At 53.8% G+C, this 25,602-nt stretch carries 24 protein-coding genes; 11 read left to right on the forward strand and 13 right to left on the reverse strand.

Annotation, left to right across the window (positions count from 1 at the left end; translation table 11 throughout):
- Positions 1–327: 327 nt before the first annotated feature.
- From O4H49_RS02000 to O4H49_RS02015, 4 genes are all read left to right on the forward strand, one after another.
- Complete coding sequence (locus O4H49_RS02000; RefSeq protein ID WP_269421733.1) at positions 328–1,485, forward strand: ABC transporter substrate-binding protein; 1,158 nt, start codon at positions 328–330, stop codon at positions 1,483–1,485.
- Positions 1,486–1,553: 68 nt separating this feature from the next.
- Positions 1,554–2,615: a FecCD family ABC transporter permease gene (locus tag O4H49_RS02005; protein WP_269421734.1), complete on the forward strand. Its 1,062-nt coding sequence runs from the start codon at positions 1,554–1,556 to the stop codon at positions 2,613–2,615.
- Positions 2,612–3,388: an ABC transporter ATP-binding protein gene (locus O4H49_RS02010; RefSeq protein WP_269421735.1), complete on the forward strand. Its 777-nt coding sequence runs from the start codon at positions 2,612–2,614 to the stop codon at positions 3,386–3,388. The genes O4H49_RS02005 and O4H49_RS02010 overlap by 4 nt, the downstream gene beginning before the upstream one ends.
- Before the next feature lie 91 nt (positions 3,389–3,479).
- Entirely contained in the window at positions 3,480–4,154 is a 675-nt protein-coding gene (locus O4H49_RS02015; protein WP_269421736.1) for a HutD family protein, read from the forward strand.
- A 24-nt stretch (positions 4,155–4,178) separates the two neighbouring features.
- On the opposite strand, the gene O4H49_RS02020 is transcribed toward O4H49_RS02015, so the two are convergent.
- Positions 4,179–4,517, reverse strand: a complete 339-nt coding sequence (locus O4H49_RS02020) for a hypothetical protein (protein ID WP_269421737.1) — start codon at positions 4,515–4,517, stop codon at positions 4,179–4,181.
- 539 nt (positions 4,518–5,056) lie between these two features.
- On the opposite strand from O4H49_RS02020, the gene O4H49_RS02025 reads away from it, so the two are divergent.
- A complete protein-coding gene (locus O4H49_RS02025) occupies positions 5,057–6,562 on the forward strand; it encodes an aldehyde dehydrogenase family protein (protein ID WP_269421738.1) in 1,506 nt (501 codons plus the stop codon).
- 76 nt (positions 6,563–6,638) lie between these two features.
- Here O4H49_RS02025 and O4H49_RS02030 read toward each other — a convergent pair whose 3' ends face one another.
- The 9 genes from O4H49_RS02030 to O4H49_RS02070 all read right to left on the reverse strand — a co-directional run bounded on the left by O4H49_RS02030 (position 6,639) and on the right by O4H49_RS02070 (position 16,671).
- Positions 6,639–7,508: an ABC transporter ATP-binding protein gene (locus tag O4H49_RS02030; protein ID WP_269421739.1), complete on the reverse strand. Its 870-nt coding sequence runs from the start codon at positions 7,506–7,508 to the stop codon at positions 6,639–6,641.
- A gap of 8 nt (positions 7,509–7,516) precedes the next feature.
- Positions 7,517–8,617, reverse strand: coding sequence for a FecCD family ABC transporter permease (locus O4H49_RS02035; protein ID WP_269421740.1), 1,101 nt, complete (start codon positions 8,615–8,617; stop codon positions 7,517–7,519).
- A 6-nt stretch (positions 8,618–8,623) separates the two neighbouring features.
- On the reverse strand, positions 8,624–9,658 hold the full coding sequence (locus tag O4H49_RS02040; protein WP_269421741.1) for a FecCD family ABC transporter permease: 1,035 nt from the start codon (positions 9,656–9,658) through the stop codon (positions 8,624–8,626).
- 96 nt (positions 9,659–9,754) lie between these two features.
- Positions 9,755–11,176 carry an MATE family efflux transporter gene (locus tag O4H49_RS02045; RefSeq protein WP_269421742.1) on the reverse strand — a complete coding sequence of 474 codons (1,422 nt, stop codon included), beginning with the start codon at positions 11,174–11,176 and terminating at the stop codon, positions 9,755–9,757.
- Between the two features lie 4 nt (positions 11,177–11,180).
- Entirely contained in the window at positions 11,181–12,215 is a 1,035-nt protein-coding gene (locus O4H49_RS02050) for a PLP-dependent cysteine synthase family protein (protein WP_269421743.1), read from the reverse strand.
- The gene (locus O4H49_RS02055; RefSeq protein WP_269421744.1) at positions 12,206–13,741 is read right to left on the reverse strand and encodes an alanine racemase; all 1,536 of its coding nucleotides are present in this window, start codon (positions 13,739–13,741) and stop codon (positions 12,206–12,208) included. Before O4H49_RS02055 ends, O4H49_RS02050 begins: the two co-directional genes overlap by 10 nt.
- Positions 13,735–14,757: a hypothetical protein gene (locus O4H49_RS02060; RefSeq protein WP_269421745.1), complete on the reverse strand. Its 1,023-nt coding sequence runs from the start codon at positions 14,755–14,757 to the stop codon at positions 13,735–13,737. The genes O4H49_RS02055 and O4H49_RS02060 overlap by 7 nt, the downstream gene beginning before the upstream one ends.
- A gap of 401 nt (positions 14,758–15,158) precedes the next feature.
- Positions 15,159–16,136 carry an ABC transporter substrate-binding protein gene (locus tag O4H49_RS02065; protein WP_269421746.1) on the reverse strand — a complete coding sequence of 326 codons (978 nt, stop codon included), beginning with the start codon at positions 16,134–16,136 and terminating at the stop codon, positions 15,159–15,161.
- A 76-nt stretch (positions 16,137–16,212) separates the two neighbouring features.
- A complete protein-coding gene (locus O4H49_RS02070; protein ID WP_269421747.1) occupies positions 16,213–16,671 on the reverse strand; it encodes a hypothetical protein in 459 nt (152 codons plus the stop codon).
- Positions 16,672–17,082: 411 nt separating this feature from the next.
- Here O4H49_RS02070 and O4H49_RS02075 point away from each other — a divergent pair, with 411 nt between their 5' ends.
- A complete protein-coding gene (locus O4H49_RS02075) occupies positions 17,083–17,571 on the forward strand; it encodes a glycine zipper domain-containing protein (protein WP_269421748.1) in 489 nt (162 codons plus the stop codon).
- Complete coding sequence (locus O4H49_RS02080; RefSeq protein ID WP_269421749.1) at positions 17,556–18,200, forward strand: hypothetical protein; 645 nt, start codon at positions 17,556–17,558, stop codon at positions 18,198–18,200. The genes O4H49_RS02075 and O4H49_RS02080 overlap by 16 nt, the downstream gene beginning before the upstream one ends.
- A gap of 110 nt (positions 18,201–18,310) precedes the next feature.
- Here O4H49_RS02080 and O4H49_RS02085 read toward each other — a convergent pair whose 3' ends face one another.
- Positions 18,311–18,961, reverse strand: a complete 651-nt coding sequence (locus tag O4H49_RS02085) for a TetR/AcrR family transcriptional regulator (RefSeq protein ID WP_269421750.1) — start codon at positions 18,959–18,961, stop codon at positions 18,311–18,313.
- Between the two features lie 216 nt (positions 18,962–19,177).
- Here O4H49_RS02085 and O4H49_RS02090 point away from each other — a divergent pair, with 216 nt between their 5' ends.
- The 4 genes from O4H49_RS02090 (at position 19,178) to O4H49_RS02105 (ending at position 24,086) form a co-directional block, all read left to right on the forward strand.
- On the forward strand, positions 19,178–21,520 hold the full coding sequence (locus tag O4H49_RS02090; RefSeq protein ID WP_269421751.1) for an efflux RND transporter permease subunit: 2,343 nt from the start codon (positions 19,178–19,180) through the stop codon (positions 21,518–21,520).
- A gap of 99 nt (positions 21,521–21,619) precedes the next feature.
- On the forward strand, positions 21,620–22,441 hold the full coding sequence (locus O4H49_RS02095) for an outer membrane lipoprotein-sorting protein (protein ID WP_269421752.1): 822 nt from the start codon (positions 21,620–21,622) through the stop codon (positions 22,439–22,441).
- An 11-nt stretch (positions 22,442–22,452) separates the two neighbouring features.
- Positions 22,453–23,727 carry a hypothetical protein gene (locus O4H49_RS02100; RefSeq protein ID WP_269421753.1) on the forward strand — a complete coding sequence of 425 codons (1,275 nt, stop codon included), beginning with the start codon at positions 22,453–22,455 and terminating at the stop codon, positions 23,725–23,727.
- Positions 23,728–23,933: 206 nt separating this feature from the next.
- Positions 23,934–24,086 carry a DUF1697 domain-containing protein gene (locus tag O4H49_RS02105; protein ID WP_269421754.1) on the forward strand — a complete coding sequence of 51 codons (153 nt, stop codon included), beginning with the start codon at positions 23,934–23,936 and terminating at the stop codon, positions 24,084–24,086.
- Positions 24,087–24,104: 18 nt separating this feature from the next.
- On the opposite strand, the gene O4H49_RS02110 is transcribed toward O4H49_RS02105, so the two are convergent.
- Together O4H49_RS02110 and O4H49_RS02115 are read right to left on the reverse strand one after the other, a co-directional pair.
- Positions 24,105–24,536, reverse strand: a complete 432-nt coding sequence (locus O4H49_RS02110; RefSeq protein WP_269421755.1) for a VOC family protein — start codon at positions 24,534–24,536, stop codon at positions 24,105–24,107.
- 57 nt (positions 24,537–24,593) lie between these two features.
- Positions 24,594–25,517 (reverse strand): class I SAM-dependent methyltransferase, encoded by a 924-nt coding sequence (locus O4H49_RS02115; RefSeq protein ID WP_269421756.1) that lies wholly within the window; start codon positions 25,515–25,517, stop codon positions 24,594–24,596.
- Positions 25,518–25,602: the final 85 nt, after the last annotated feature.

A 25,602-nucleotide genomic window follows, 5' to 3' on the forward strand; every position in this document is an offset into this window, starting at 1 on the left:
AGAAAGCGTACTGTACCGTACTGCTCTGCTGGTGAAGGTACTATAGCCAGTTTTAAGGGAACGTTATAGACAGTTTCTCTTATCATTTTGTCCGTACCGGGTTTTAGACCGCTTTATTTTGGTCATTCTTCGTTTTTCATTAATATTGCGAATCATTTGCATTCTCATTTTTGCTGCAGTAAGGTGCCTCCTATCGATACTTTTGAGTGAAAATGCAGGGGCTGGATCGCGGATTCAGCTCAGGGGCCCGCTTTGTCTTAAGCGCAGGATACCGACATTTTTACTGTTGCTCAGTCGCCGGAATTATAGCCGTTGGAAGGAATACTGATGAAATTCAGGAATGTGAACCGCAAGGCAAAAGCCTTAGCGGGAATTATAGCTCTGGTTTTGGGGATGCAAGTCGCCACCGCACAGGCGGAAAAAATTACGATTACGGATATTGCCGGACGCATTGTCGAGGTAGAAAAAAATCCTTCAAAGATCGTTCTCGGTGAGGGAAGAATGATCTATTCCCTGGCGGTTCTGGATCGGGAAAATCCGTTCAAGCGTGTGGTCGGCTGGAAAGACGACATGATCAAGTACGATCCGGACGCCTATCGCAAGTATGTTGAAAAGTTCCCTGAAGCAGCAGACATCCAGAATCTTGGTAGCCCCTATGCGGCTGAATACAGTCTTGAAACCCTGATTTCTCTTGGTACAGAAGTCGTCTTTCTGAACCTTGGCAATCTGCTCAAAGCACAGGAAAGCGGCATTGTTGAAAAACTGGAGAAGGCCGGTGTAGCGGTTGTCTTCCTTGATTTCAGACAGCGCCCAACCCAGCATACCGCACCGAGCATCCAAATTCTGGGGCGGATTTTTGATCAGCGGGATCGCGCTGATGAGTATCTCGATTTTTATCAGCAGCAGATGATGACAGTGTTTTCCCGGGTTGAGGCGATCAAGGATGAAGACAAGCCGATTGTCTTTATCGAACGCGGGGCGGGCTATGATCCTGATGATTGCTGTGGCACTTTTGGTGGCGCCAACATGGGGCGTCTGGTCGATCTGGCCGGAGGCATCAACTGGGGATCACGCAAGTTTCCAGGCTTCAGTGGCAAGGTAAATCCGGAAGTAATCTTTACCGACAATCCGGATATCATCATCGGTACAGGTGCCAACTGGGCCGAAGCCAAACCTGATAACATTGCCGTACTCTTTGGATATGATGCGAGCAAGGAAATGGTTCAGGAGCGTCTGGCCGGGCTGGCTGCACGTAAAGGCTGGGGAGAACTGAAAGCGGTTAAGAACGGTCAGTTCCACTCTATTTACCACCAGTTTTACAACAGCCCTTATCATTTTGCAGCGCTGCAGGCCTTTGCCAAATGGATGCATCCTGATCTCTTTGCCGACCTTGATCCGGAAGCTGCCTTTATCGAGCTGCATGAACGTTTCTTGCCGATTGAGTACAGCGGTGTTTTCTGGGGATCTCTTGAAACACCACAGTAACTAAAGTGGAAGCAGTGCCTCTTCTTTCCCCGTGAAAGAAGAGGCACTGCTTTTGGGAGGAAAGAAACATGGTGGCAAGTACCGACATCAACACGACCCGGCAGGGGTATCAAACCCGCGTTGCACGACGATACTTTGCGCTTGTGCTGGTTGCCGCGCTGCTGCTGATCAGTTTTCTGGTGGATCTGACCAACGGTCCGGGAAATTTCCCTCTGTCGATGGTTCTTGAAACCCTGCTGGATCGCAGCGCCCATGGCATCCAGATGGAAGTCATTATCTGGGATTACCGCTTGCCTGTTGCTGTTACGGCAATTCTGGTTGGCGGTTTGCTGGCTCTGTCCGGGGCCCAGATGCAAACGGTCCTGAACAACCCGCTGGCGGAACCTTTTACGCTCGGGGTTTCTTCTGCCGCCAGTTTTGGCGCGGCACTGGCGATCGTACTGGGCTGGAGCATCGTTCCGGGGATCGGGCATATGCTGGTCACGGTCAATGCCTTTGTTTTTGCGCTGCTGACCTGCGGCTTTATTCTGATCGCGACCCGGGTCAAGGGGGTCGGCACCGAAACCATGGTGCTGTTCGGGATTGCGATATTTTTCACCTTTAACGCCGCGCTTGCGTTGATGCAGTATATGTCTTCGGAAGATCAGTTGGCCCGCATCGTCTTCTGGATGATGGGGTCTCTGGCGCGGGCAAGCTGGGAAAAGATTGCGCTGGGTGCTGTCTTACTCTGTCTTGCGCTGCCCTACAGCCTGTTCCGGACCTGGCAGCTGACAGCATTGCGTATGGGCGACGATACCGCCCTCAGTCTGGGAATTGACGTTGCGCGCCTGCGGGTCGAGATGCTGATAGTCATTTCCATCCTGGCGGCAACAGCGGTGGCCTTTGTCGGTACCGTCGGATTTATTGGTCTGGTCGGTCCCCACATTGCCCGGTTGATTGTCGGGGAAGACCAGCGCTTTTTTCTTCCTCTCTCGGTTCTGGTCGGGGCACTGGTGCTGTCGTTGACCTCCATTGCCAGCAAGATGATCACGCCGGGGGTGATCTATCCTATCGGAATTATCACCGCCCTGATCGGGGTGCCTGTTTTTGTATCTCTTATCCTTTCCAGCCGACGGGAGCGTCTGTCATGAACAATCTGAATATTACAGATCTTGGTGCCGGATATGGCAAGGTCACTATTCTGAAGGGGATTACGGTTTCCAATGTGAAGCCGGGAGAGTTCGTTGGTCTGATCGGGCCGAATGCCTCGGGGAAATCGACACTGTTCAAATCTATTGCCGGTATTATCCGCCCCGGGACAGGGACGATCAGTCTGGGGGATATTGATCTGGTTACAGCGGGTCGGGCGCAGCGCTCCCGGCGGGTGGCCTATATGCCCCAGGCCTATGGATGTAACGCTGCGTTGAGTGTTTTTGAATGTATTCTGCTGGCATTGAAACAGGCCAACCGCTGGCGGGTTTCCAGTGATGACCTCGACCGGGTTGCCGATATTCTGGCCGAACTGGAACTGTCACATCTGGCTGATAAGGGAATTGCCCTGCTCAGCGGCGGGCAGGCGCAAATGGTCGCTGTAGCCCAGACACTGGTCCGCCAACCTGATCTGGTGCTGCTGGATGAGCCGACTTCAGCGCTGGATCTGCATCATCAGCTTTCTATTCTCGCCACGGTGCGGCGGGTGATGAAAAAACGCGGTATGATCGTTATTGCCGCCTTGCATGATCTTAATCTGGCGGCGCAGTTTTGTGATCGGCTGGTGTTGCTGGGATCGGGAGCGGTCCTGGCCGATGGCCCCCCCGGCAAGGTCCTGGCGCTATCGTCAATCGAGGAAACTTACCGGGTGAAAACGACATTGGAGCAAACCCGTCGCAATACTCTCTATGTCGATGCAAGATTGTCTGCCTGAAGAAAGAACAGGGATTCTTTTTTCGCTGTTCGGGCCGAAAGCATTCTTGTAATGCTGGTCTCTCTGCGAGGGAAAAGACGAGGGTGGCGCGATGAAACAGCATCTGAGAGTGGCAGATTATAAAAGCATGCCGTGGAAAAACGGTTTGGGGACGACTGTTGAACTGGCTGTTGCTTCCCATGGATCGGCCAATGGATCGGTCCATGAATCGGCCCATGAATCGGCCCATGAATCGACTGGCTTGCCGGATCAAGGTGACAGCCCGTTTCTCTGGCGTATCAGTATTGCCACCGTTGCTCAGGATGGTCCGTTTTCCTGTTTTCCCTGTATCGACCGTAATCTCATGATCCTTGAGGGCAAGGGAATGGTTCTGGATGTGGCGCGACAGGGAAAACTGACGTTGAAAGCGCCCTTGCAACCTGTCGAATTTGCAGGTGATGTCGCTGTCGAGGCACAGCTGACAGAGGGGCCGATCACAGACTTTAATGTCATGGTCGATCGCCGCTACGCCCGGGCAAGTGTCCATGTGCTACAGCTCGGTCTGGAAAAACAGATGGTTGAGCTGTCTGGTGGAACCGACTTTTTTTACATTCCCGCGAATGCAGCAGCGGTGGTAATAAACGCGGATCAGAAATTCCGGCTTGTAGCAGGGGAAAGCTGTCATCTGTCGGGTGAAAGCGGGCAGGTTTCACTGGTCAGGGAAGAGACTGCTGCTATGGGAAAAACGTCATCCCCTGTCATTCATGTTGCTATCAGGCATCTCTGAGTGACACTGTAGCCGGGGTTGATCTTATTCAGTGTGGCGTTGTCTCTCGATCCAGGCCACAGCCTTTTCCCGGTCAGTGAAGACGTTGAAGACCTGGTTCGGGAGCACGGCTCTGATCGCTTTTATCAGGATATTGAAGCTTTTCTGGTCAGACAAAAAGGCTGTGCGTCTTTTGGGGCCTTTCCCGCCGAAATGGTGATCCCACTGGTCACCAATTTCCTTGACGGTATGCCAGCTGGCGTTGCCCCGATGAAATCGCAGATCAATGACATTGTCATAGTTTTCCAGGTTCGGAATTTGTTGCCATATCTCTTTGAGTTCGGCTAAAAGCTGATCTGTATGCAGGTGCCCTATATAGGTCATGTGCCGAACCAATCTGGTCCGGTCAAGGTGGCATTCAACGCGGGGTGGCAGGAGTGCGGGAGGGTTAAGGTGACTGTAATCTGCCGGAGGCGGAAAGGGACAATCTTTTGCGTTGTCCGAAGTCATCCTTTCAGAAGTATTCTTCTGAAAATCTTCAGGGAACATTTCATCGCTGCCCCTTCTGGCGATCTTGCAATCGTCAAAGGTCATATCTGAAGGAGCCTCGCCTAAAAAGAAAATAAGGTCTGATCTTATACAATTAATAAGGCAAGGGAGCAACAATTTACAGGCAAAAGCTGGATACTTGCCATCAAGTCATGAGATAATATCATGAGATTGCGATTATTTCTTGCTTTGCGGCGCTCTGCACTGGCATTACCTTACGACTGTAGAAAATATCCAATTCAGTCAAGGGTTCGTAAATCCGGGAAAAACAGGGGTGTTCACCCCTGTCGGAGCTCAACATCGGCTGATAAACACATGCTATCCTGCACAGTTCAACCAGGACTGTCGCAGTCTGATACTTCAAGGAGAGACGCATGAGCTATTCTGATATTCTGGAACGTCTGGGCTTGTCCCAGGCTGAAACAACCGGCGGCTCCCTGAAGGTGACATCTCCGGTCGATGGGGCTGAAATCGCCGCTGTCGCCGAGATTAAAGCTGCGGATGTTCCCGCAGTGATCGCCTCTGCCAAGTCTGCGTTCAACAGCTGGAAGGCTGTACCTGCACCGCGTCGTGGTGAGCTGGTTCGTCTGCTGGGCGAGGAGCTGCGTGCAGCCAAGGAAGATCTCGGCCGTCTGGTGACACTGGAATGCGGCAAGATCTATGAAGAGGGCTTGGGTGAAGTTCAGGAGATGATCGACATCTGTGACTTTGCTGTTGGTCTGTCCCGTCAGCTTTATGGCCTGACGATTGCGTCAGAGCGCCCGGGTCACCACATGCGTGAAAGCTGGCACCCGATGGGGGTGTGCGGTGTGATCTCTGCCTTTAACTTCCCGGTGGCTGTCTGGTCCTGGAATACGGCACTGGCGCTGGTTTGCGGTAACTCTGTGATCTGGAAGCCGTCGGAAAAAACACCTTTGACTGCTCTGGCCTGTCAGAAGATCCTTGAAAAAGCACTGGCCCGTTTTGGTGATGATGCCCCGGAAGGCCTGCATCATGTGCTGATCGGTGGGCGTGATGTTGGCGATGCCATGGTCAGCAGCGAAGATGTGCCGATTGTCTCTGCTACGGGCAGCACGGCCATGGGCCGTCAGGTTGGTCCAAAAGTTGCCGCCCGCTTTGGCCGTTCCATCCTGGAACTCGGTGGCAACAACGCCATGATCGTCACACCGTCTGCTGATCTGGATATGGCCGTCCGCGCTATTCTTTTCTCGGCTGTGGGCACAGCCGGCCAGCGCTGTACGACCCTGCGCCGTCTGATCGTGCACAAGGATATCTATGAGCAGCTGATGCCCCGTGTGATCGCCGCCTATGCGTCGGTCAAGGTCGGCAATCCACTGGAAAAAGGCACATTGGTTGGCCCGCTGATTGATCAGGCGTCTTTTGACGGCATGCAGTCTGCACTGGCGGCAGCGAAAGCATCGGGTGGCAAGGTCCATGGCGGCGAGCGCGAACTGGCCGAGCAGTTCCCCGGCGGGTATTATGTTCGTCCAGCCGTGGTTGAAATGCCGGTTCAGAACAAGGTTGTCGAGACTGAAACCTTTGCGCCGATCCTCTATGCGATGAAATACGACAGCTTTGATGCGGCAGTCGAGATGCAGAATGCGGTGCCACAGGGCCTGTCTTCCTGTGTCTTCACCACGGATGTACGCGAAGCAGAACAGTTCCTGTCTGATGTCGGTTCCGACTGTGGTATTGCCAACGTCAATATCGGCCCAAGCGGTGCGGAAATCGGTGGTGCTTTCGGTGGTGAAAAGGAAACCGGGGGTGGACGTGAGTCCGGTTCTGATGCATGGAAAGCCTATATGCGTCGCCAGACCAATACCGTGAACTATTCCCGTTCTCTGCCATTGGCACAGGGAATCACCTTTGATATCGACTGATATTAAGCAGCGATAGAAATGCAGAAAGGGTCGCTTTGGCGGCCCTTTCTGTTTGTAATGTCCTGCTGGAGGAAGGTTAAGCTGTACGGGCGAGAGGTAAAGGATTTTTACGCCGCTGCGAACTTGTGGCGATATGCAGGGGGCCGTGCCCGGGGATATTCAGATACTGTCCCCGGATTGCAAAGGTGCTTTCAATCAATCCTGTTGTTACAAGCTCCTGGGGTGGACCGGAGTAGAGCAGTTTTCCGTTGGCAAGCAGGGTCAGGCTATCAGCAAACATCAGGGCGTGATTGATTTCGTGCAGGGAAAGGGCGATGGTCAGACCTTGTGTTGTTGAGAGCTCCTGCAACAGTTCAAGTACTTCCAGTTGATGGCCGAGATCAAGGTAGGTCGTCGGTTCATCAAGCAAGAGAATGGACGCCTGCTGGGCCAGCGCTGTCGCAATCCAGGCGCGTTGACGCTCTCCGCCAGAGACTGTGCGCATTGAACGCTCGCGATAATCCAGCAGACCCGTCTGTTCCAGTGCCCAGCTGACAGCCTCACGATCTTCAGCTGTCAATGCCCGGATCAGGCCCCGGTGGGCAAAGCGCCCCTGTTCGACCAGCTGGCCGATGGTCATGTTTTCTGGAACTTCGGGAGCCTGGGGCAAAAAAGACAGGGCCCGGGCAAGTGTCCGTCGCGGCCATTTGTGCAGCTCCTTTCCTTGCAGGACCGCCGAACCTTGAGTGGGTTTGAGCAGCCCGGCCATGGCGCGTAACAGCGTACTTTTACCACAGCCGTTCGGACCGATCAGGATGTTGACCTTACCTTGCTGCAGGTTGAGCGAGAGACCTTCCACTACAGGCTGCCTACTGTATCCCAGTGTGACATTGTCTAGCGAAATTGAACTGATCTCTCTGGGAGAGCTGGAAGAAAAGACAGTGGCTTCGGGGAGGGAGCTGGGCATGCTGAGGGTCATCCATAACGGCGGAGCAGGACAAGAAAAACCGGAACACCAAGCAGTGCTGCGATGATTCCAACGGGAACTTCATTGGGGCTGAGCAGCAGACGGCCAATCAGATCAGAACCGACCACCAGCCCGGCCCCGAGCAGGGCGACGATGGGAATGTAAAAGTGCTGGTTGGTGCCCCGGGACAGATAGCGGGCAAGGTGAGGCACAACGAGCCCGATAAAGCCGACAGGTCCGACGACCCCGACAGCACTGGCTGCGAGGCCGGCACCGACAGCCAGCGCGAGGCTGCGCCAGAGAGGAACTGAAAGGCCAAAAGAGGTCGCGCAGTCGTCTTCGAGCTGCAACAAACGTACAGGACGCCGGAGCAAGGGCAGGAAAAACAGGCTGGCGACAGTCCAGGGCAAAAGATAAATCAGATGATCCCAGCCCCGGGCGTAGAGACTGCCAGACATCCAGAGCAGGATGGATTCCATCCGGGTCGAGCCCCAACCAGCCAGCAGCCCCATTGCCAGAGCATGAAGCACAGCCCCCAGAGCAATACCCATCAGGGTTAAGCGCAAGGGAGACAGACCGCTTTGCCAGGACAGGAGATAGACTGCAAAGCCAGCAATCAGCCCGCCGAGACAACCAGCCAGGGGCAGATACTCCAGGGGAATTGTAAAAAGCTGGCTGCCATCGCTATTCCCGGCATAAACGGCAAACATCAGAAAGAGCATCACGGCCAGTGTTGCCCCCTGTGAAACACCCAGGATGGTGGGATCAGCAAGCGGGTTGCGCGTGATTGCCTGGAGCAGGGCGCCGGAAAGAGCAAAATGAACCCCGACAAGCAACCCGACAATAACGCGGGGGAGCCGCTGGAAAGCGATAATGGTGTCGGTGCGTTGGCTGCCCTCGCCGAAAAGGGCAAAGAGGGTTTCAGCCGTTTCAAGATCGACGGTGCCCAGAAAGATTGCCAGGATCACGACAATCGGAAAGCTGAATATAACAAGGCCAAGCAACCCGCCTGATATCCGGGAACCGGATAGCTGTTGCGCCGGGATTTTCCGATTTTTTTTGAGGCTGCTGGCGATGCCGGACATGCTGGAAGAGGGGGCAGGCTGCATAAGCTCTCAGGCCTTCTGTCGATAGATAATGGCAAGGAAAATTGGCCCGCCGATCAAGGCCGTGATCATGCCGATCGGCAGTTCCCGTGGGGCGGCGAGTGTGCGGGAAAAGAGATCGGCACTGACCAGTAACAGCGCGCCAAGAGCAAGGGAAAGCGCGACGGCTGTACCTGTTGTACGGGCGCCAAGCATCCGGGCCATATGCGGGACACAGAGTCCGACAAAGGCAATCGGGCCAGCAACCGCGACAACCCCGGCACTGAGGCAGATTGCCAGCAAGGCCAGCAGAGAACGCCAGAGACGGACATTGACCCCCATGGCCTGAGCGGGCTCATCGCCAAGAGACAAGAGAGCAAGCGGGCGCAGGCAGAAAAAAACACAGACCAATCCGGGGACAACCCACGGCAGCATGATCAGCAACTGGGACCAGCTACGTCCCTGAAGTCCGCCAGAGAGCCAGAAGAGCAGGGTACCGGTTTGTGGCCCGGCAGAAAGCAGGGTCAGCGTGGTCACTGCAGCGGCGAGAAAAGAAACGGATACCCCGGCAAGAGCCAGACGTAAAGGCGAGGACAAGGTCGGTCCACTGAGAAACAGGGTGATGCTGGCTGCGGCTGTGCCGCCAAAGAGGGCAAGAAAGGGATAATAATAAGGGCTGATCAATTGAGGCAGACAGACAAAAGCCAGAACCACAAGCATGGCTGCCCCGGATGTAACCCCGGTAAGGGAGGGAGAAGCCAGCGGGTTTCTGGTAATGCTTTGCAACAGGTAACCGGCAACGGCCAGACTTGCGCCCGCGAGGAGGGCAATCAGCATGCGGGGCAGGCGCAGTTCCCAGAGAATAATGCTGGATACACTGTCATCGGGAAGCCAAAGGACACGAATGATTTCTGATACAGGAATGTATTGTGCGCCAATCCCAAGGCCGAGCAGGCCAACAGTCACGGCGACAGCGGCGATTCCCGTAACAAGAAAGAAAGGGGCTGCTTTTTGTCGCCGGGCAGCCCCGTAACTGTTTGGTGAGAGTGCTTGGAATTTTGACACGTGTTTTTTGGTTCTGTCTTATCAATCAATGGTGGTTAATGATAATGATACGCAATATCGGCGTCAACCGTTGTGTCACTGTCCGTGCGACAGGTTTCAGGTGCTTTGTAAAACCCCGCTGCGTCGCGCCCAGGAAAAATACTCGAAGGCAAAAATCATCAGACATGCTGTCGCTGCAACTCCGACCAGCAGACCGACCCAGATTCCGCTGGCCCCCTGATGCTGATCAATACCCAGAAACCAGGCGGCAGGAAGCCCGATAAACCAGTAACCAGCCACGGTAATCCAGAAACCTCTTGTGGCTTGCCCGAGGCCACGCAAGGTGCCAATGGCAATGTTTTGCAGGGCATCAAAGATCTGAAGCACCCCTGCGATCAGCAGCAGGCTGCTTGCCAGTGCCAGAACCTCGGCTGGTTGCTGCCCGCTTTTCAGGGTTATCAGAGTAATAAAACGTTCCGGGGCAAGAAAATAGAACATCGCGATGATGGACATGATTGTCCCCCCAAGGAAAAAGGCGGTACGCCCAACCTTGCTGATGGTTTCTTCGGCTGGTCTTTGGCCCGAGAAAGTTCCGGCGGTTACCGGATGGGCCTTCCGGGTACCCGTACCGCGACCAACAGCCTCACTGATACCGACCGAAGCGGCATGGGACAGGCCGATAGCGATCATGAAGACGATATAGACCATCTGGTTGACCAGGGTATGTGCCGCCAGGGCTGTTTGTCCGACCGTTCCCATCATCAGGGCGATGACGGCAAAAAAGCCGGCTTCGGACCCATAGGAGGCCGAGGTCGGTATCCCGATCCTGAGCAGGTCGCGGGTATTTGACCAGACCCGCGCAACATCAAGGCGTAGACGGCCAAAATCTATCTGGCTGTGTGTCAGAATTGCCAGAGCAAAAAAGGAGAGCAGGAAAACCAGGCTGCTGGCTGCGGCAATACCGGCAAGCCCCAGTCTGGGCAGGCCAAAAAGTCCTTCGATCAGAATATAGTTCAATCCGGCGTTGACCCCGATGGATACCAGGGTGATCCATAACAGAGGGCCGGCCTTGCGCAGGCCTACGCTGACCCCGCGATAGCTATAGAACCAGAACGCAGGCAGTATTCCCGGTGCCATCCAGGCGAGATACTCGGCAGCCTGGGTTACAATGGCGGGTTCCTGTCCCAGATAAACCAGACCACTGGAGCCAAAGAGCATCAGCAGGGCTGCGACGAGGCCCGCTGTGCTGGAGACAGCCAGCCCGGCAAAAAGACAGTCGGAAAGGGCGCTGTCCCTGCCTGCGCCAATGGCTTCGGCGACCATGTTTGAAAGACCGACAACGAGACCAAAGCCCATGGTCCGCAAAAGGTTGAAGATAAAGAAAGCCAATCCGCCTGCAGCCAGGCTGGCTTCGCCAAGCAAGCCCATCATGACAATGTCAGTGGTTGAAATGGCGACCTGTGCAAGTTGCGTCAGGATGAGCGGTGAGGCGAGGCGCAGCAGCGACTGCGCCTCGACCAGATACCCCCGGATAAACATAAAATCAGTCGTTCCTTGTACCAAAAAAGAGTTCAAGTTCTGCCGGAAGTTCCGTACTTAACAGTTTGCGTTCCGCCATCCAGTCGTCATCGTAATAACTGTCGAGGTACTTGTCTCCTGCGTCGGGAATGATGACGACCACCGTACCGGTGAGAAAGCCTTCGCGGATGGCGCGGATCGCTGCATAGAGTGCCCCGCCGGCAGAACCGCCGATCAGCAGACCAAAACGTCGCGCGATGTACCGGGCCGTATTGAAAGCCGCGATATCGTCGACCTTTACCCCGAGGCTGATCTGATCGTAATCGACACAGACCCCGATTTCGGCACCGGGCGGGGTCCCTGTTCCTGACTGGTAATAAGTTCCCCCGGCCCCTCCAAAGATAATGGACCCTTCAGGTTCAACGCCGAGGCTGTAGAGTTCAGGGATGGTTTTTCGCAAGGCTTTTGCCGTACCGCAAAGCGACCCTCCGGTGCCTGCCGCCCCGACCAGCGCTTCGATTTCTGGTCCAAGGATTTCCAGAAGTTCTTCGGCGAGCGATGTATAGCCATCTGGATTGGCAGGGTTGTTGTGTTGTTCCGTCCAGAAACTGCCGGGATCTTCGGCTGCAATTCGGGCAGCAGTTTCATCGCGCAATGCAGTTGAAAGTTCTCCGTCGCTGCTATTTTCATCGACGAAAACGATATCCGCGCCGAGGGCACGCATGGCCCGGAGTTTGTCTTTGGCGGCGTGGCTGTCGACAATCGCGGTGAAGCGATATCCCCGTTCAGCCGCAATGGCTGCCAGTCCCAGCCCGGTGTTGCCGGAGGTGCTTTCGACAATGCGACCACCGGGCTTTAGCTGGCCAGAGGCTTCTGCTGCATTGATCATATTGAGCGCCATACGGAATTTCATGTTACCCATGGGATTGAACTGCTCAAGCTTGAGCAACAGCGTGGCCTTGTGGTGGGGGACTGGAAGCTGGAGAAGAGGGGTGTGCCCGACCGTCTGGCTGTAGCGGGTAACAATACCCCGGTTGTGACTGTGTTGTTTCAATTCCATGATGAATGATCCTCGGCAAGAACGGCGCAATAGTCTGTATCCCGGCACCAGGCCGGTACGCCATTGCGCAGGAAGAGACAGATTTTCTGGGGAAGAGGCAGTCCATGGAATTCCGATTCATTGGAATCCATCTGATAGCCAGCGGTATTCAGATAGCAAAGCAGATCACCGACTTCGGGTCTTCTGGGGAAGACGATTTTGCGCCAGCTCAACATATCACTGTCCAGGCAGCTGACCCCGCCGATGGCCGCCCGGAAAAGCGGAGCTGGCAAGGTGCTCGCACAATCAGCCTTTCGAGAGGAAAGCAACCTTGGGTCCGGCAGAAATTCGCTATCGAACCACTGTTCGGAAAGGCTGAAGCTGGTGCCGTCGACGGTGATGATGCTGTAACCATCTTTCGATGCCTCTGGTTTTCTTTCCTTGACACCCTGAACTGAAAAAAGGGTGACACCGCTTTGATCAAGCAAGGCACGGCCGGGCTCCAGCATCAGTTCCATATCCTGTGCCCGCAGGAGGCTTGCAAGATCTCCTTTCCCTGCCGGGTTCGGGGTTTGCAGGATGTTGCGAAGAGCATCCAGTCCGGGGGTTTCACAGTGATAGGGATAAAAGCCGCCCCCAAACTGCTTGCCGCCGTGAAAATCATCCGGGCTCTGGCTTGCCTGGAAGTCCTGCCACGCAGATGCGGAGGCATAGGAAAGAGGCAGGCCACCCCCGATATTGATCCGGCGAGAGTAAGGGAAACGTGGCGACAGTTCTGAGAGCAGGGAGATGGCGGTGAAGGCCATCGCTGCGCGTTCTGCGGTGTTATAGCCGGAAAGATGAAAGGACAGGCCCTCCATCCGGATGGTTTCCTGGGGCTGGTTCAGCTGGTCTATCTGATGCCAGAGTTCAGGCAGTTCATCCGTGGAAAAACCAAAACGGCTTTTTTTCTGGTCATCCGGACGCAACCGGATCAGGCATCGCAAAGGCCTGGCAAGTTGGCGGGCAAAGCTGGCTGCTCTTTGCAGCTCATCCAGGGCATCGATTGCGAGCAAACACCCCTGCTGCAGGGCAAGGATGAGCAGGCGGTCGTTCTTGGCGGGCCCGGTAATCCCGATCAAATGCGGGGAAACCCCGCCTTTTAGCGCGGCAACAAGCTCTTCGATACTAGCGGTATCAATACCAATCCCGAGGCGGGCGCATTCCTGGACAAAGCAAGCAGCCTTGTTGGCTTTCTTGGCAAAAAAAATCTGATGTTTCAGAGAAAAACTCTCGAGAAGATTTATATAATCCTGGGCGGTTTCCCGGAATATCCGGGGAAACAACAGATGAACTGGCCCGCCAAATCCGGATTTCAGGCTCTGTAGCAAAGGGGTCTGGCCAAGGAAGTACTCAACCCGGGGATCGACTGTTGGCGGCAGGTTGGTAACCTGCCGCTTTGTCGCCAGTGTATTATCCTGCTGCACAGCTTTGGACAGGGGGGGTGTTGGCTGTGCAACAGAACCGGCCCAGTCAGGGAGGGCAGTCAGTTTTTTTGCGGCTACCATATCGACACCGTGTTGCCGAGTCCGCGGGCGATGGCGGCCTCGTAGAGTGCCCGTCCGACAGCGACATCCGTGATGATCAGGCCGCTGTTATAGGAGAAGACCCGCTGTTCCTCGCTCAGGCGGCCTTTGGCATGTCCGGCCAGAATGGCGGGCAGCTCGGCGTCAACTGCCGGAAAACTTCCATCAGGCAGGGCAAAATCCTGACCCGTGACCTGCATCTGTTCTTCACTGGTGGCTGTACGGTAATCTGCCTGATGGAAAACATCGGCATGCAGGCCGTAACCGACCAGTATCGAAAGCGCTCCCGGTTTGAGCCAGTCAGCCTGTACCTGATCCAGTGAAGCTGGCCCGGAGACGCCGATAATAACATCGGCGTCACGCACCGCTGTTTCGAAATCGGCAGCAACCTCAAGCTGGCGTCCCGGACAGCAGTGGGTAAAGAATTCCCGAGCGGTTTTCAGACCTTCCTGATAACGGCCATGAATAGAAATCTGTTCAAGCTGCGGGCAAGCCTCTGCCAGCATGGGACCAGCATACTGGGCTTGCATGCCGGAACCGACAATCAGGGCCTTGCGGGCGGACTTGCTGATCGAGGCTTTGGCGAGCAGGGCTGAAACCGCAGGCGTCCGGGCCGCGGTAATCCAGGAACAGTCTGCCAGGGCCAGAGGTTGTCCGTTAGTGTCATCAAAAATCAACAGCGTGGTATAGTAGCGCTGCATCTGGCGTTTGGGTCCGCCAAAGTATTTATAGGAAAGTTTCATGCCGACAGTTGCCGGATCAGCTAACGCGCCCATCATGGCATAGTTCATGGCCCGTTCACCCGGGGATTCCATCTCGATTTTTGCCGGGTTGAGCGCAAGCCCTGCACCGAGATCCCGCAAAGCTGTCTCGACGGTGGCAAGCAGGGTTTTGTGATCCAGGGCGACTTTGGCGATGTCTTGCCGCGAGAGAAGTGTGACCCGGTGATCCAGGTCGGATTTCTTGTGCAGGTCTTCTGGAATAAGGACAGTGGTCATGGGGGCTGCTTTCTTTATCTGGCTTTGAATTTTGCGCAGGGTCATGGCTTGAGCAGGGAAGTATGCCTGACCAGCTTTACGGTGATGGAACGGGGAATAGGGCTAGTGGTTCGGTTTCAACATTTGCATCCCTCATCAGCAAGTTCAGGTGCAAATGTTGGAATCATAGAACCACTAGCGACCTCTTTGTTTCTAGTGGAGCTTTTGAATTTGACATTTGAAAACGAACCTCGCCGCGAATGGGATTCAAATGTCAAATTCGCTCCACCAGGCAGCAACAGGCAATAGCTGGATTGCCTTGCCCGACACCTGATCGTCTCTCGTATATCTTGTGTTGCAGGAAGAGGGAGAGAGATCAGGCGTTCAGGGCGTGCAGTTTTGTACCGCTTTGCTCCGCGGGCTTAGTTGGTGATGGTGGCAGGTATCAGCTTGGTTGCTTCTGCACGAACATCAATTTCCGGGAAGGTTTCCGGATAGAGGAAATGCGCCGCTTCGCGCAGAACCATCTGGCGGGCAATAGGTCCATGGGATTCAATCCAGTGATCTTTGACAAAGTGCACGCGGCCATTCTTCACGGCATCCAGTCGAGACCAGATCGGATTGTTCTCGAAAGGACGGTCGGGACCATAGTCATAGACAAAGATAACTTCAGGATTTTGCGCCAGCATGTATTCCAGGCTCATTTCATAAGCGGTGTTATCAGGCACGTGCGGGGTTGGATTGGAACCGGAAATATTCTGCCCGCCGAGAGCTGTGACCAGTGCCGAGGTCATGTGTTCGTTGTAGTAGGCCCAGGGTGATTCTCCACCGCCCCAGATAAAGAGATACTTTGGCCCGGCTCCTTCAGGGATTTTTTCGACGTGAGCGGCGAGATCTGCATGAAACTTCTCGTTGAGGCCCGAGGCTTCTGTGCCTTTGCCCAACAGAGAGCCCATCTGGAGGATGGAGCGATCGCTGTCGCCGAATGTTTCAAGGTTAAAGGCCAGATAAGGAGCTACGGCATTGAACTGCTTGGCGCTGCCTTCGGTATAGCGGCGGATGGCGACGATCAGATCTGGCTCTGAATCTGCCAGAAGTTCCATGTTGGGGCTGGCACGTTGCCCAAGCTTTTTGGCATCAGTGAGATAGTCCAGAAGATAATCTGGATTGCGATCTTCGATCATGTAGGTACTGGCAACAGGCTGCAGTCCCAGTGCAAGAGCGGTGTCTGCGGCAAAATAGGAAATCGCGGCAATTTTTTTCGGTTCCTGTTCAACCGTAACAACGACACCCCGATCATCAATTACCGAGATCGGACCTGCTTCTGCCGGGGCCGTGAACATCAACGACAGGCCCAGGGCCATAGCGCTGAGGGGATGGAGGTTCTTCAGTTTTTGCATGAGCTTTTTTCTTTCTGCTCTGGTTGATTGATCGGAACGGCCCGCAAATTGTCAGGGCTATTGTTATCAGGGGTGATCAGGCGCTGATGGCCAGACTCAGGGGAGGGATACTTTCTGGCTGTTGCCGGATTTCTGTGTAGGTGTCTTGTCCGGCGTCTTGCAGCAGGCCGAGAGGAATGGCGCAGGAAAGGCTGTTTTCCGGAAAGAAATGTCTGGTTGTCTTGTAAGGATAAAGCAGCTTCAGGGCCGCTCTCTGCTGCAGGATTTTTTCGGAAATACTGTAGCGTGTCTTGCGGCTGACCACTGGAATGTCGCGGTAGCTGAGCAGGAGGACAGGTACCCTGGCAAGGCCCAGTTTTCTGGCAACGCACAGGCGATGATGTCCATCCATAACAAACAGGTCATTTTCTTCGACACAGATCGGGCGCGTCCAGACAGCTTCACGCAACAGCTTTTTCTGAAGTGCGGCTACCCTGCGGGGTTTTGTCCTTTCCGTAGGAATCAGCTGTTCTACTGGCAATAAAATCAGTCCCATTTTCACACCCTTATATTAGAAAAAATAAATCAAGGTTGTATTTATGGTTGCTTTATTTATTGCGAATAATTCTCAATGTCAATTGGAAATTATTATCGAATTTAAAAAATCTTGTCTATCCCTAGAAAAGTAAAAATCAAAAATATCACTATTTTACTGTAGGTTAGTGTCCCATTTCCGGGGTGAGGCAAGAAAATTCCGGCTCTGTGTCATCGCTGTGACCCGGCGATTTTGGGGCTGGAAAAGCGAAGAAAGTTGGCGGCGCTCTGATTTTGTTCGAGAGCTTTTGCTCGAATGAATAGAAAGGGAGAAACAGATAAAATATATTCCACTAAAGGTGTTATTTATTGACCTTGAGGCCACAAAACCTGAGGATAGTCGCGGGACGATTACATGATTGGGGAGGGGGAAGTGAAAAAAAACATGCGGATAACCGCGAAGCTGATCACGGGGGTGCTGTTGAGCGTATCGTTGCTGGTAACCAGTGGATGTGCGAACAAACAGCAGACAGGAACCGTTATCGGAGCAGTCGTGGGTGTTGCTGTTGGCTCTCTGGTTGGAAAGGGAGATGGTCAGGGAGTGGGCATGCTTGTTGGCGGCGCCATCGGCGCGCTGGTTGGTAATTCTGTTGGTCAGACGCTGGATGAACTGGACGAGGCAGAAAAAGCCAAGGCGGAACGGGCCTCGCTGGATGCGCTGGAACAGGATGACGGCGAGAAGATCGAGTGGAACAGCGATGATGATGAGGACATAAGTGGTTCGGCGGAACTTATTGGCGGGGGCTATGAAAAGCAGGGCGAGAGTTGTCGGCCGGTCCGCGAGCTTGTGGTTATTGACGGCGTTTCCAGCTCGAAGGTGGTGGAATATTGCCTGAAAGGGAACTCATGGGTCGCCTCGTGATCCGCTTGTGGGCAGCGTTCCTGGTTGTTCTCCTCTCGGCGCCAGCACAGGCGCTGGAATACAGGATCGGCAAGAGCAGTGATTCCACGATTGTTCTGGCCGAGGGGGATTTTGAAGAGGGGGATAGCGAACGGCTTGAACGCCTGCTGAGGAACAGCAAAGACAAGCCACACACAGTCTGGCTGGTCTCTGACGGTGGTATTGCCTTTGAGGGCATGCTGGTCGGAGAAACGATCCGGGCCAACAGGATGGCAACTCATGTGCCGGACAAAGTGGACTGTGCCAGTGCCTGTGTTCTTGCCTTTCTCGGGGGAGTCATCCGGTCAAAATCCCCCAGGGCGCGGATTGGTGTCCATATGGCTTCGGGTATGTTCAACGAAGACTATGTGGCAAAACTTAAGGAGCTTTTGCTCGACCCGGAAATCAAGCTGGATAACCGCATACAGTTGATCATCATGATTTCTGAGCAGAATGCAGCCCGAATCATGGCCGATATGGCAAACTATGTGCAGAAAATGGGCGTTTCTCTGGAATTGCTTTTTCCCAGTACAGAAACAGATCATGTGAAGATACATTGGCTGAGTAATCGTGAACTGAAAGATTATAATGTGATCAACATTGTCAACTGATCAGCCGCGCCCTGCTGAAAGCTTTATCTATTTATGACTTTATTGATGAGACAAAAACGCACCGGGCTGGAAAGGGCTCCAATGGCCCGCCTGTGGTCGCGTAACCAAGATCACTTGCGCGGTACAATTCCATAGAGAAAGCGCTGGACCACCCCTTTGACGATTTTTTCGATTTCAGCTTCGCAGGGGGGCGGAGCTGCGGTGATGAGACAGTTGAGATAGCGGGCGCCAAAGAGGGCAGAAAAAAAGCTCTGTGCCGCTTCTTCTATCGGTTCTTCTACCACGACTTCCCCGGCAGCGAGTCGTTCCCGCAGATAGTTAGCCAGCAGTTCTGATGTGATCTTTGGTCCCTGGGCCATAAAATCCTCGCCATGCCCGGGATTGGTTTCTGCCTGGGCAATGAGGACGCGAAACAGCGGAAGACTGCCATGGTAATGCAACATATGTAAAAAGGTAATGCCGAGCCGGGTCAGGCATTCTTCCAGAGGCAGACTGTGATCCGGTTTGACATCAAGATCATCCCGCTTGATCGTGCAGATGTTCTTCATGATTTCGGCAAAGAGCTCTTCTTTGGAACCGAAATGGCTGTAAACAGTCCGTTTTGACACACCTGCCTCTGCCGCAATCTTGTCCATACTTGCGACTTCAAAGCCTTGATCCATAAAAATTTTCACGGCGGCATCGCGAATGGCGTTCCGCTTTTTCTCGCTTCTTGTCAGACTATGGCAAAGCTTGCCCAGGGCACATGTATCTTTTTTCAAACCCGACTCCAATAAAACTACACCGTGTAGTTTACATGCAATAAAAAATAAGTAAACTGCACCGAGTAGTTTACTTTGGTGCATTACCTTACAGCAAATAGGGTAATAGCGCAAAGTGGCCAAATCCGGAAGTCTTTGTCGGATCTATTTAGCGGCCATCGTGCGTTTCAGAAATTTCCTCTGGCATCAGAAGCAAAAAAAATTGGAGCTGAGGTAATGAGCAGATTTCTGGACCGTTTATCGGTGTCCTACGCCAAGGGAGTAATCCGTTGGCGCTGGCTTGTTCTTCTGATGGCACTACTGGCCACACTGGCCGTGGCTTCAGGAGGACGTTTCCTTTCTTTTACCAGTGATTACCGGGTGTTTTTCGGGGAAGACAATCCCCAGCTGATGGCCTATGAAGGCCTGCAGAACATCTATACCAAGACTGATAATATTCTTTTTGTTCTCAAGCCAAAAGAAGGCACGATCTTTACGCCCGAGTGGCTTGAAGTCGTCAAGGATCTGACCGAAGAATCCTGGCAGGTCCCCTATTCCATCCGGGTCGATTCGATCACGAATTTCCAAAATACCGAAGCGGTTGAAGACGATCTGACCGTAGCGGATCTGGTGGAAGAAACAGGTGGATTAACCAAGGCCGGGCTGGAGCGGATTGAAGAAATTGCCCAGAGCGAACCGGTATTGGCCGGGCGTATTATCTCTGATGACAGCAAGACCACAGGCGTTCAGGTAACCCTGCAGCTGCCAACAGACGATGCGGTTGCCCTGAACGACGCCGTGACCTTCGCCGAGAATATGGCTGTCGAAATCGAGACAGCCAATCCGGATCTGGAAGTGGCGATTACAGGCCTTGCCCCGTTGAGTAATGCTTTCCCCCGGGCATCCATTGCAGACATGAGCACACTGACACCGCTGATGTTCCTGATCATCATTGTCTGTCTGGTGGGTTTTCTGCGTTCCTTCTGGGGGACACTGGGAACACTTCTGGTCACCATTTTCTCGGTCATGGTTGCCATGGGAGCAGCCGGTTTCGCCGGAATAAAACTGACCCCACCCTCAGCCATGGCGCCGACCATCATCCTGACCATCGCCATTGCTGACTGTGTACACATCCTGGTGACAATTTTTCACGAGATGCGACATGGCAAAGACAAACGCGAAGCGATTGTCGAAAGTATGCGCGTGAATATGCAGCCGGTTTTCCTGACCAGTCTGACCACCGTGATCGGCTTTCTCAGCCTCAATTTTTCCGAAGCTCCTCCCTTCCATGATCTGGGCAACATTGCCGCCGTTGGTGTTGTCGCTGCCTGGGTCATTTCCATAGCTTTTCTGCCAGCTTTCATTGCGATTGTCCCGGTTCGGGTCAAGGCTGTGGCTGAAGGCAAGTCCAGCTTTATGGAACGCTTTGGTGACTTTGTTGTTGCACAGCGGACCAAGTTGCTGGTGGGGATGGGCGTCATTGTCATCGGGACTTCCTCGATGATCAGTATGATCAAGCTGGATGACCGCTTTATTGAATATTTTGACACCTCCATGCCTTTCCGGGTTGATAGTGACTTTACCCGTGAAAATCTGACCGGCGTTTACCAGATCGAGTTCTCGATCAGCGGTGATGGCACAGGTGGTGTCTCGAACCCTGTGTATCTGGCGCATCTGGAAGATTTTTCCAACTGGTTGCGGGCACAGCCGGGTGTGGTGCATGTCAACTCCATGACCGACATCATGAAGCGCCTGAACAAGTCCATGCATGGCGATGACGACAGCTTTTACAAGCTGCCGCAAGAACGCGATCTGGCGGCCCAGTATCTGCTGCTCTATGAAATGTCCTTGCCTTACGGTCTGGACCTGAACAGCCAGATCAACATCGACAAGTCAGCCAGCCGCATGACGGTGACCCTGGACAATGTATCGTCCAATGACATGCGCAGTCTGGCCGAGGAAGCCCGTGGCTGGCTTCAGAAAAATGCCCCGGGTTACATGGATGCGGAAGGTACTGGTGCGGCGGTCATGTTCTCTTACATTGCCGACCGGAACATCAAGTCGATGCTGATGGGAACCGCACTTGCCTTTGTGCTGATTTCCCTCTCGATGGTCGTGGCGTTGCGCAACCTCAAACTCGGGCTGTTGAGCCTGATCCCCAATATGGTTCCTGCTGCGATGGCATTTGGAATCTGGGGACTGGTTGTCGGACAGGTCGGTCTGGCGGTTTCCGTGATTGCGGCGACATCTCTGGGCCTGATTGTTGATGCCTCGGTTCATTTCCTGAGCAAGTATGACCGGGCCCGGCGTGAGCGTAATGCGTCGCCAGAAGATGCCGTGCGCTATGGCTTCAAAACCGTCGGAACGGCTCTGTGGGTGACCACGGCGGTTCTGGTGGCTGGTTTCGCCGTCCTCGCGCTTTCCACTTTCAGCGTGAATGCCGACATGGGGCTGCTGACCGCAATCACCATCGCCATTGCGCTGGCTGTCGACTTCCTGTTGTTGCCACCTCTGCTGATGCTGTTTGACCGGGAAAAGGCAACAGCTCCGGCTGCAACGGCGGCTTCGGCAGCTGAATAATACGCGCCCCGCCACCTCTTCGGTCGTGGCGGGGCATTAAGAATATAACGATCAGCGGCTTTTAACAGCGGCGTTATGATCGGGTACAAGTGGAGAAAAATGATGAATAAAATTCTGTTGGCCAGTGTGTTTTCACTGTCTCTTGCTGCTTTCGCAGGAAGCCTGTCTTCAGGTTCTGCGCTGGCCGATAACAGTGATCCTGTTGCCAAAGGCACGGCGGTTGCCGAAGAATGGGATCGCCGTGATCAGGGCTTTGGCGACAGTGAAGCCCTGATGAAGATGGAACTGGAAAACCGCCATGGCGAAAAGTCCCTGCGCGAGATGCGCCAGCAAATCTTTGAAATCCAGGAAGATGGCCAGGGCGATAAAAGCCTGACCGTTTTTGATGAACCCCGCGATGTAAAGGGGACGGCTTTTCTCAGCTTTGCCAAGACCTTTGATCCTGATGATCAATGGCTTTACCTGCCCGCGCTCAAACGGGTGAAACGTATCTCCTCTAAAAACAAATCAGGCCCCTTTGTCGGTTCCGAATTTGCCTACGAGGATCTGACGGCCCAGGAGTTGAAAAAATATACCTACACCTGGTTGCGGGACGAGCCTTGCGGAGATCTGCAGTGCGCGGTGATCGAACAGACCCCGGTTTACGAGGATTCCGGCTATACCCGTATGGTGAGCTGGTACGATCTGTCTGAATACCGTCAGCAGAAAATCGATTACTATGATCGTAAAAACGAATTGCTGAAAACCCTGACCTTTGGGGATTATCGTCAGTATCTCGACAAGTTCTGGCGCTCGCACGACATGTACATGGTCAACCACCAGACCGGTAAAAAGACCCGACTGATTTTTGAAAAAATCGAATTCCAGACAGGTCTGCAGGAAAGTGATCTGACCAAGAACAGCCTTAAACGGGTTAACTGACGGGGATGATCATGCGATTTGCCAACAAGCTGTCGGTGAGCCGAAGTCCCCTCAGGAAAAGCGCTGTCATGATTGGCCTGGTTCCGGTGATCATGGGCGCTTTGGCCTTTCCTGTTCAGGCTCAGGACGAAGAAGCCACAGGTGAGTGGGATTTTTCCGGCTTTGCTGCAATGGATCTTCGGGTGTTCCCTGATTCAGCCCTGCACAGTGGCCAGCGGGACCAGCACCTTAACCCGTCGCTGGTTCTTCAGCCCGAAGTTTCCTATGAATGGAATGACGGGGATGACCGGATTGATTTCATTCCCTTCCTGCGGGTCGACCCACAGGACAGTGAACGGCGCCATGCGGATATACGCGAATTGAAATATCTGCATATTGATGATGGCTGGGATCTGAAAGTCGGGGTCGACAAGGTTTTCTGGGGCGTGACGGAATCCCGTCATCTGGTCGATATTATCAACCAGACCGATGCTGTCGAGGATGTGGATGGTGAAGACAAGCTGGGTCAGCCCATGGTCAATCTTGGACTGCAGAATGAATGGGGAGATGTGAATTTCTTCGTCATGCCCTATTTCCGCGAACGGACTTTCCCCGGGCGCAAGGGGCGACTGCGGGGATCCATTCCGGTTGATACGGACAAGGCTGAATATGAATCTGACATGGAGGAGTTCCATCCGGATCTGGCTTTGCGGTATGCAACAGTTCTCGGTGACTGGGATCTGGGGCTGGCACATTTTTACGGTACGTCCCGTGAACCACGTCTGCTGGCCCGACCAGATGCCAACGGCCAGATTACCCTGATCCCGCGCTATGACATCATCAACCAAAGTTCTGTTGATGTGCAGGCGACCTTTGATGAATGGCTCTGGAAGCTGGAAAGTATCTATCGCCAAGGGCAGGGGGATGACTTCTTTGCTGTTTCCGGCGGGGTGGAATACACCTTCTTTGGGGCGATTGGGGACGCCGGTGATCTGGGGCTTCTTGCGGAATATCACTATGATGGCCGCGACGAAGACGATGCACCTGCGACAGTGTTCAACGACGATATCTTTGTCGGGGCCCGTATCACTCTTAATGATACTGCAGACACGGACTTTCTTGCCGGGGTGGTTTTTGACCGGCTGGATCACGATAAGAGCTTCTCAATCGAGGCCAATCGCCGTCTCGATGATCACTGGACCATCGAGGGGGAGCTGCGTTTGTCAGATGGTATAAGCGAGAGCAGCCCGATTTATGATGCCCGACGCGATGATCATCTACAGGTCCGCCTCAATTATTATTTCTAGGCCATCTGATATTATTTTCAGACTGTTTGGCCCTGAAAACTTGCGCGCTGTGGCTTCTTCGATCCCCCGTTGAAGAAACCCAGTTGCAGCAGGAAGAAAAGGATCACCGGGATTTTTTTTAAATCCGCAGGTGGTCCTTTTCTGTTGGTCCGGCCGGATGTTTGTTGATAAATTTCTGCTCGATTATCCGGGAGACCTTGGAAACGATGGCTGTCTATCTGGCGCTGTTACGGGCTATCAATGTGGGCGGGCATAACAAACTGACCAATGTGGTCATCGAAAAGAAACTCGGGGTCACAGGCAGCGGGCGCAACTGGAACAGCGTAACCAAATTAAGAGAGATGATACAGAAAGAATAGGGCCTCTGCTCTGGGAACTTACGTCGCGAAGAGGTCTTTTTCGATATCGCGGAAGCCTTTGAACTCCAGGGCGTTACCGCTGGGGTCGGTAAAGAACATAGTGCCTTGCTCGCCGGGTTGGCCCTGAAAGCGCACGTAGGGTTCAATGATAAAATTATCGATGATGCCGCGCAGTTTCTCAGCCAGCCTTTCCCAGTCTTCGAAGTTCAGCACCACGCCGCAATGGGGTACGGGTACGCCGTGACCATCAACGGCATTTTTGATCTGGGGGATCTTGCCATCTTTCCCGATGCTCTCGTTCAGGTGGACAACAAACTGGTGCCCGTACATGTTGAAGTCGATCCAGTGATCACTGCTGCGCCCTTCGGCAAAACCCATTTTCCGACCATAGAATTCACGGGCTTCATCAATGTCACGTACGGCAACCGCAATATGAAACGGTGTCAGCATGGAAAACTCTCCTCGGGCAGGGGCTGATTTCATAGACTTGTCAGCGGGATATTCTGTTCAGATGACCTTCTTGAAAACACCTTGCATCACCTGAAGCTTGCCGTCACTCAGGTTTTGCTTGAGGTTGCTGGCGCGCAGTTTCAGGTCCTGACCAATCAGCAGGCGTGGATCAAGTCCCGGAATTTTGCTTTTCTGCGGGTTGCCATCGGCTGAATTAAGATACCAGAGCAGGGTTTCAGCCGTCACATCATTCCAGACTTCGCGCTGGAATCCCATATCGGCAAGGAGGTCGCGGGTCAGCTCGCTATAGGTCAGATGGCTGTATTTCTTTTCACTGGCCCAGGGAACCGGCAACAGGATTTGCGAGGTCTTTCCCGCGGTATCAGGATGCAGGAAAATATCGTGAAACAGCAACATGCCGCCGGGTTTGAGGACGCGGTGGATCTGGGTATAAAAGCCTTCCTTGTCGGCAATATTCATCGAGGTGTGCTGGGTCCAGACGATATCAAAGCTGTCGTCGGGATAAGGCAGGTCCAACGCGCTGCCATAGGTAATGGTGATTTGCCTGTCGAGGCCGGAAAGATGGTTGAGCAACCGGGCGGCCTCACAGAAATCCTTTGTCAGATCAATCCCGTCGACATGACAGGCAAACTGTTCGGCAATATAGCGGGCGGGGCCGCCAATGCCGCAGCCGACATCGAGAATGTGGCTCCCCGGGTTGAGCGGGAGGAATTCGGCCATTTCTCTGGTCGCGACCAGCCCGCGGGTATGCAGGTGATCAAAGGGCGGGAAGTCACTGGCGCTGAAGGGGGGAACAGCATAGTCGGTTGCGAGGATTTCCTCCAGTGAGGGAGCAGTGTCGCCAAGCAAGAGGCTGGCAAGATGCGGCGCGAGGCTATCCTGGTTGCTGTAGCCGGACTCTTTTTTTACTGTCGCGGCTGCTTTGCCTCTTGTTGCTGGTGACTTTTTTTTGTCTTTCACGTTGCCTCTCACATCTTTTGTTTGTTTATTCTTTTGATGTTTTTTCCAGTCAGGCCTTGTTGTCAGAATAGCAGACCTGTGCCCC

This window comes from Kiloniella laminariae, from assembly GCF_027214005.1.
GTDB lineage: Bacteria > Pseudomonadota > Alphaproteobacteria > Kiloniellales > Kiloniellaceae > Kiloniella > Kiloniella laminariae_A.

Bases quoted from the DNA above. Each gene is read 5' to 3' on its own strand.
- O4H49_RS02000 (WP_269421733.1), top strand. From the start codon at position 328: ATGAAATTCAGGAATGTGAACCGCAAGGCAAAAGCCTTAGCGGGAATT.
- O4H49_RS02005 (WP_269421734.1), top strand. From the start codon at position 1,554: ATGGTGGCAAGTACCGACATCAACACGACCCGGCAGGGGTATCAAACC.
- O4H49_RS02010 (WP_269421735.1), top strand. From the start codon at position 2,612: ATGAACAATCTGAATATTACAGATCTTGGTGCCGGATATGGCAAGGTC.
- O4H49_RS02015 (WP_269421736.1), top strand. From the start codon at position 3,480: ATGAAACAGCATCTGAGAGTGGCAGATTATAAAAGCATGCCGTGGAAA.
- O4H49_RS02020 (WP_269421737.1), bottom strand. From the start codon at position 4,517: ATGACCTATATAGGGCACCTGCATACAGATCAGCTTTTAGCCGAACTC.
- O4H49_RS02025 (WP_269421738.1), top strand. From the start codon at position 5,057: ATGAGCTATTCTGATATTCTGGAACGTCTGGGCTTGTCCCAGGCTGAA.
- O4H49_RS02030 (WP_269421739.1), bottom strand. From the start codon at position 7,508: ATGCCCAGCTCCCTCCCCGAAGCCACTGTCTTTTCTTCCAGCTCTCCC.
- O4H49_RS02035 (WP_269421740.1), bottom strand. From the start codon at position 8,617: ATGCAGCCTGCCCCCTCTTCCAGCATGTCCGGCATCGCCAGCAGCCTC.
- O4H49_RS02045 (WP_269421742.1), bottom strand. From the start codon at position 11,176: ATGTTTATCCGGGGGTATCTGGTCGAGGCGCAGTCGCTGCTGCGCCTC.
- O4H49_RS02050 (WP_269421743.1), bottom strand. From the start codon at position 12,215: ATGGAATTGAAACAACACAGTCACAACCGGGGTATTGTTACCCGCTAC.
- O4H49_RS02055 (WP_269421744.1), bottom strand. From the start codon at position 13,741: ATGGTAGCCGCAAAAAAACTGACTGCCCTCCCTGACTGGGCCGGTTCT.
- O4H49_RS02060 (WP_269421745.1), bottom strand. From the start codon at position 14,757: ATGACCACTGTCCTTATTCCAGAAGACCTGCACAAGAAATCCGACCTG.
- O4H49_RS02065 (WP_269421746.1), bottom strand. From the start codon at position 16,136: ATGCAAAAACTGAAGAACCTCCATCCCCTCAGCGCTATGGCCCTGGGC.
- O4H49_RS02070 (WP_269421747.1), bottom strand. From the start codon at position 16,671: ATGGGACTGATTTTATTGCCAGTAGAACAGCTGATTCCTACGGAAAGG.
- O4H49_RS02080 (WP_269421749.1), top strand. From the start codon at position 17,556: ATGGGTCGCCTCGTGATCCGCTTGTGGGCAGCGTTCCTGGTTGTTCTC.
- O4H49_RS02090 (WP_269421751.1), top strand. From the start codon at position 19,178: ATGAGCAGATTTCTGGACCGTTTATCGGTGTCCTACGCCAAGGGAGTA.
- O4H49_RS02095 (WP_269421752.1), top strand. From the start codon at position 21,620: ATGATGAATAAAATTCTGTTGGCCAGTGTGTTTTCACTGTCTCTTGCT.
- O4H49_RS02100 (WP_269421753.1), top strand. From the start codon at position 22,453: ATGCGATTTGCCAACAAGCTGTCGGTGAGCCGAAGTCCCCTCAGGAAA.
- O4H49_RS02105 (WP_269421754.1), top strand. From the start codon at position 23,934: ATGGCTGTCTATCTGGCGCTGTTACGGGCTATCAATGTGGGCGGGCAT.
- O4H49_RS02110 (WP_269421755.1), bottom strand. From the start codon at position 24,536: ATGCTGACACCGTTTCATATTGCGGTTGCCGTACGTGACATTGATGAA.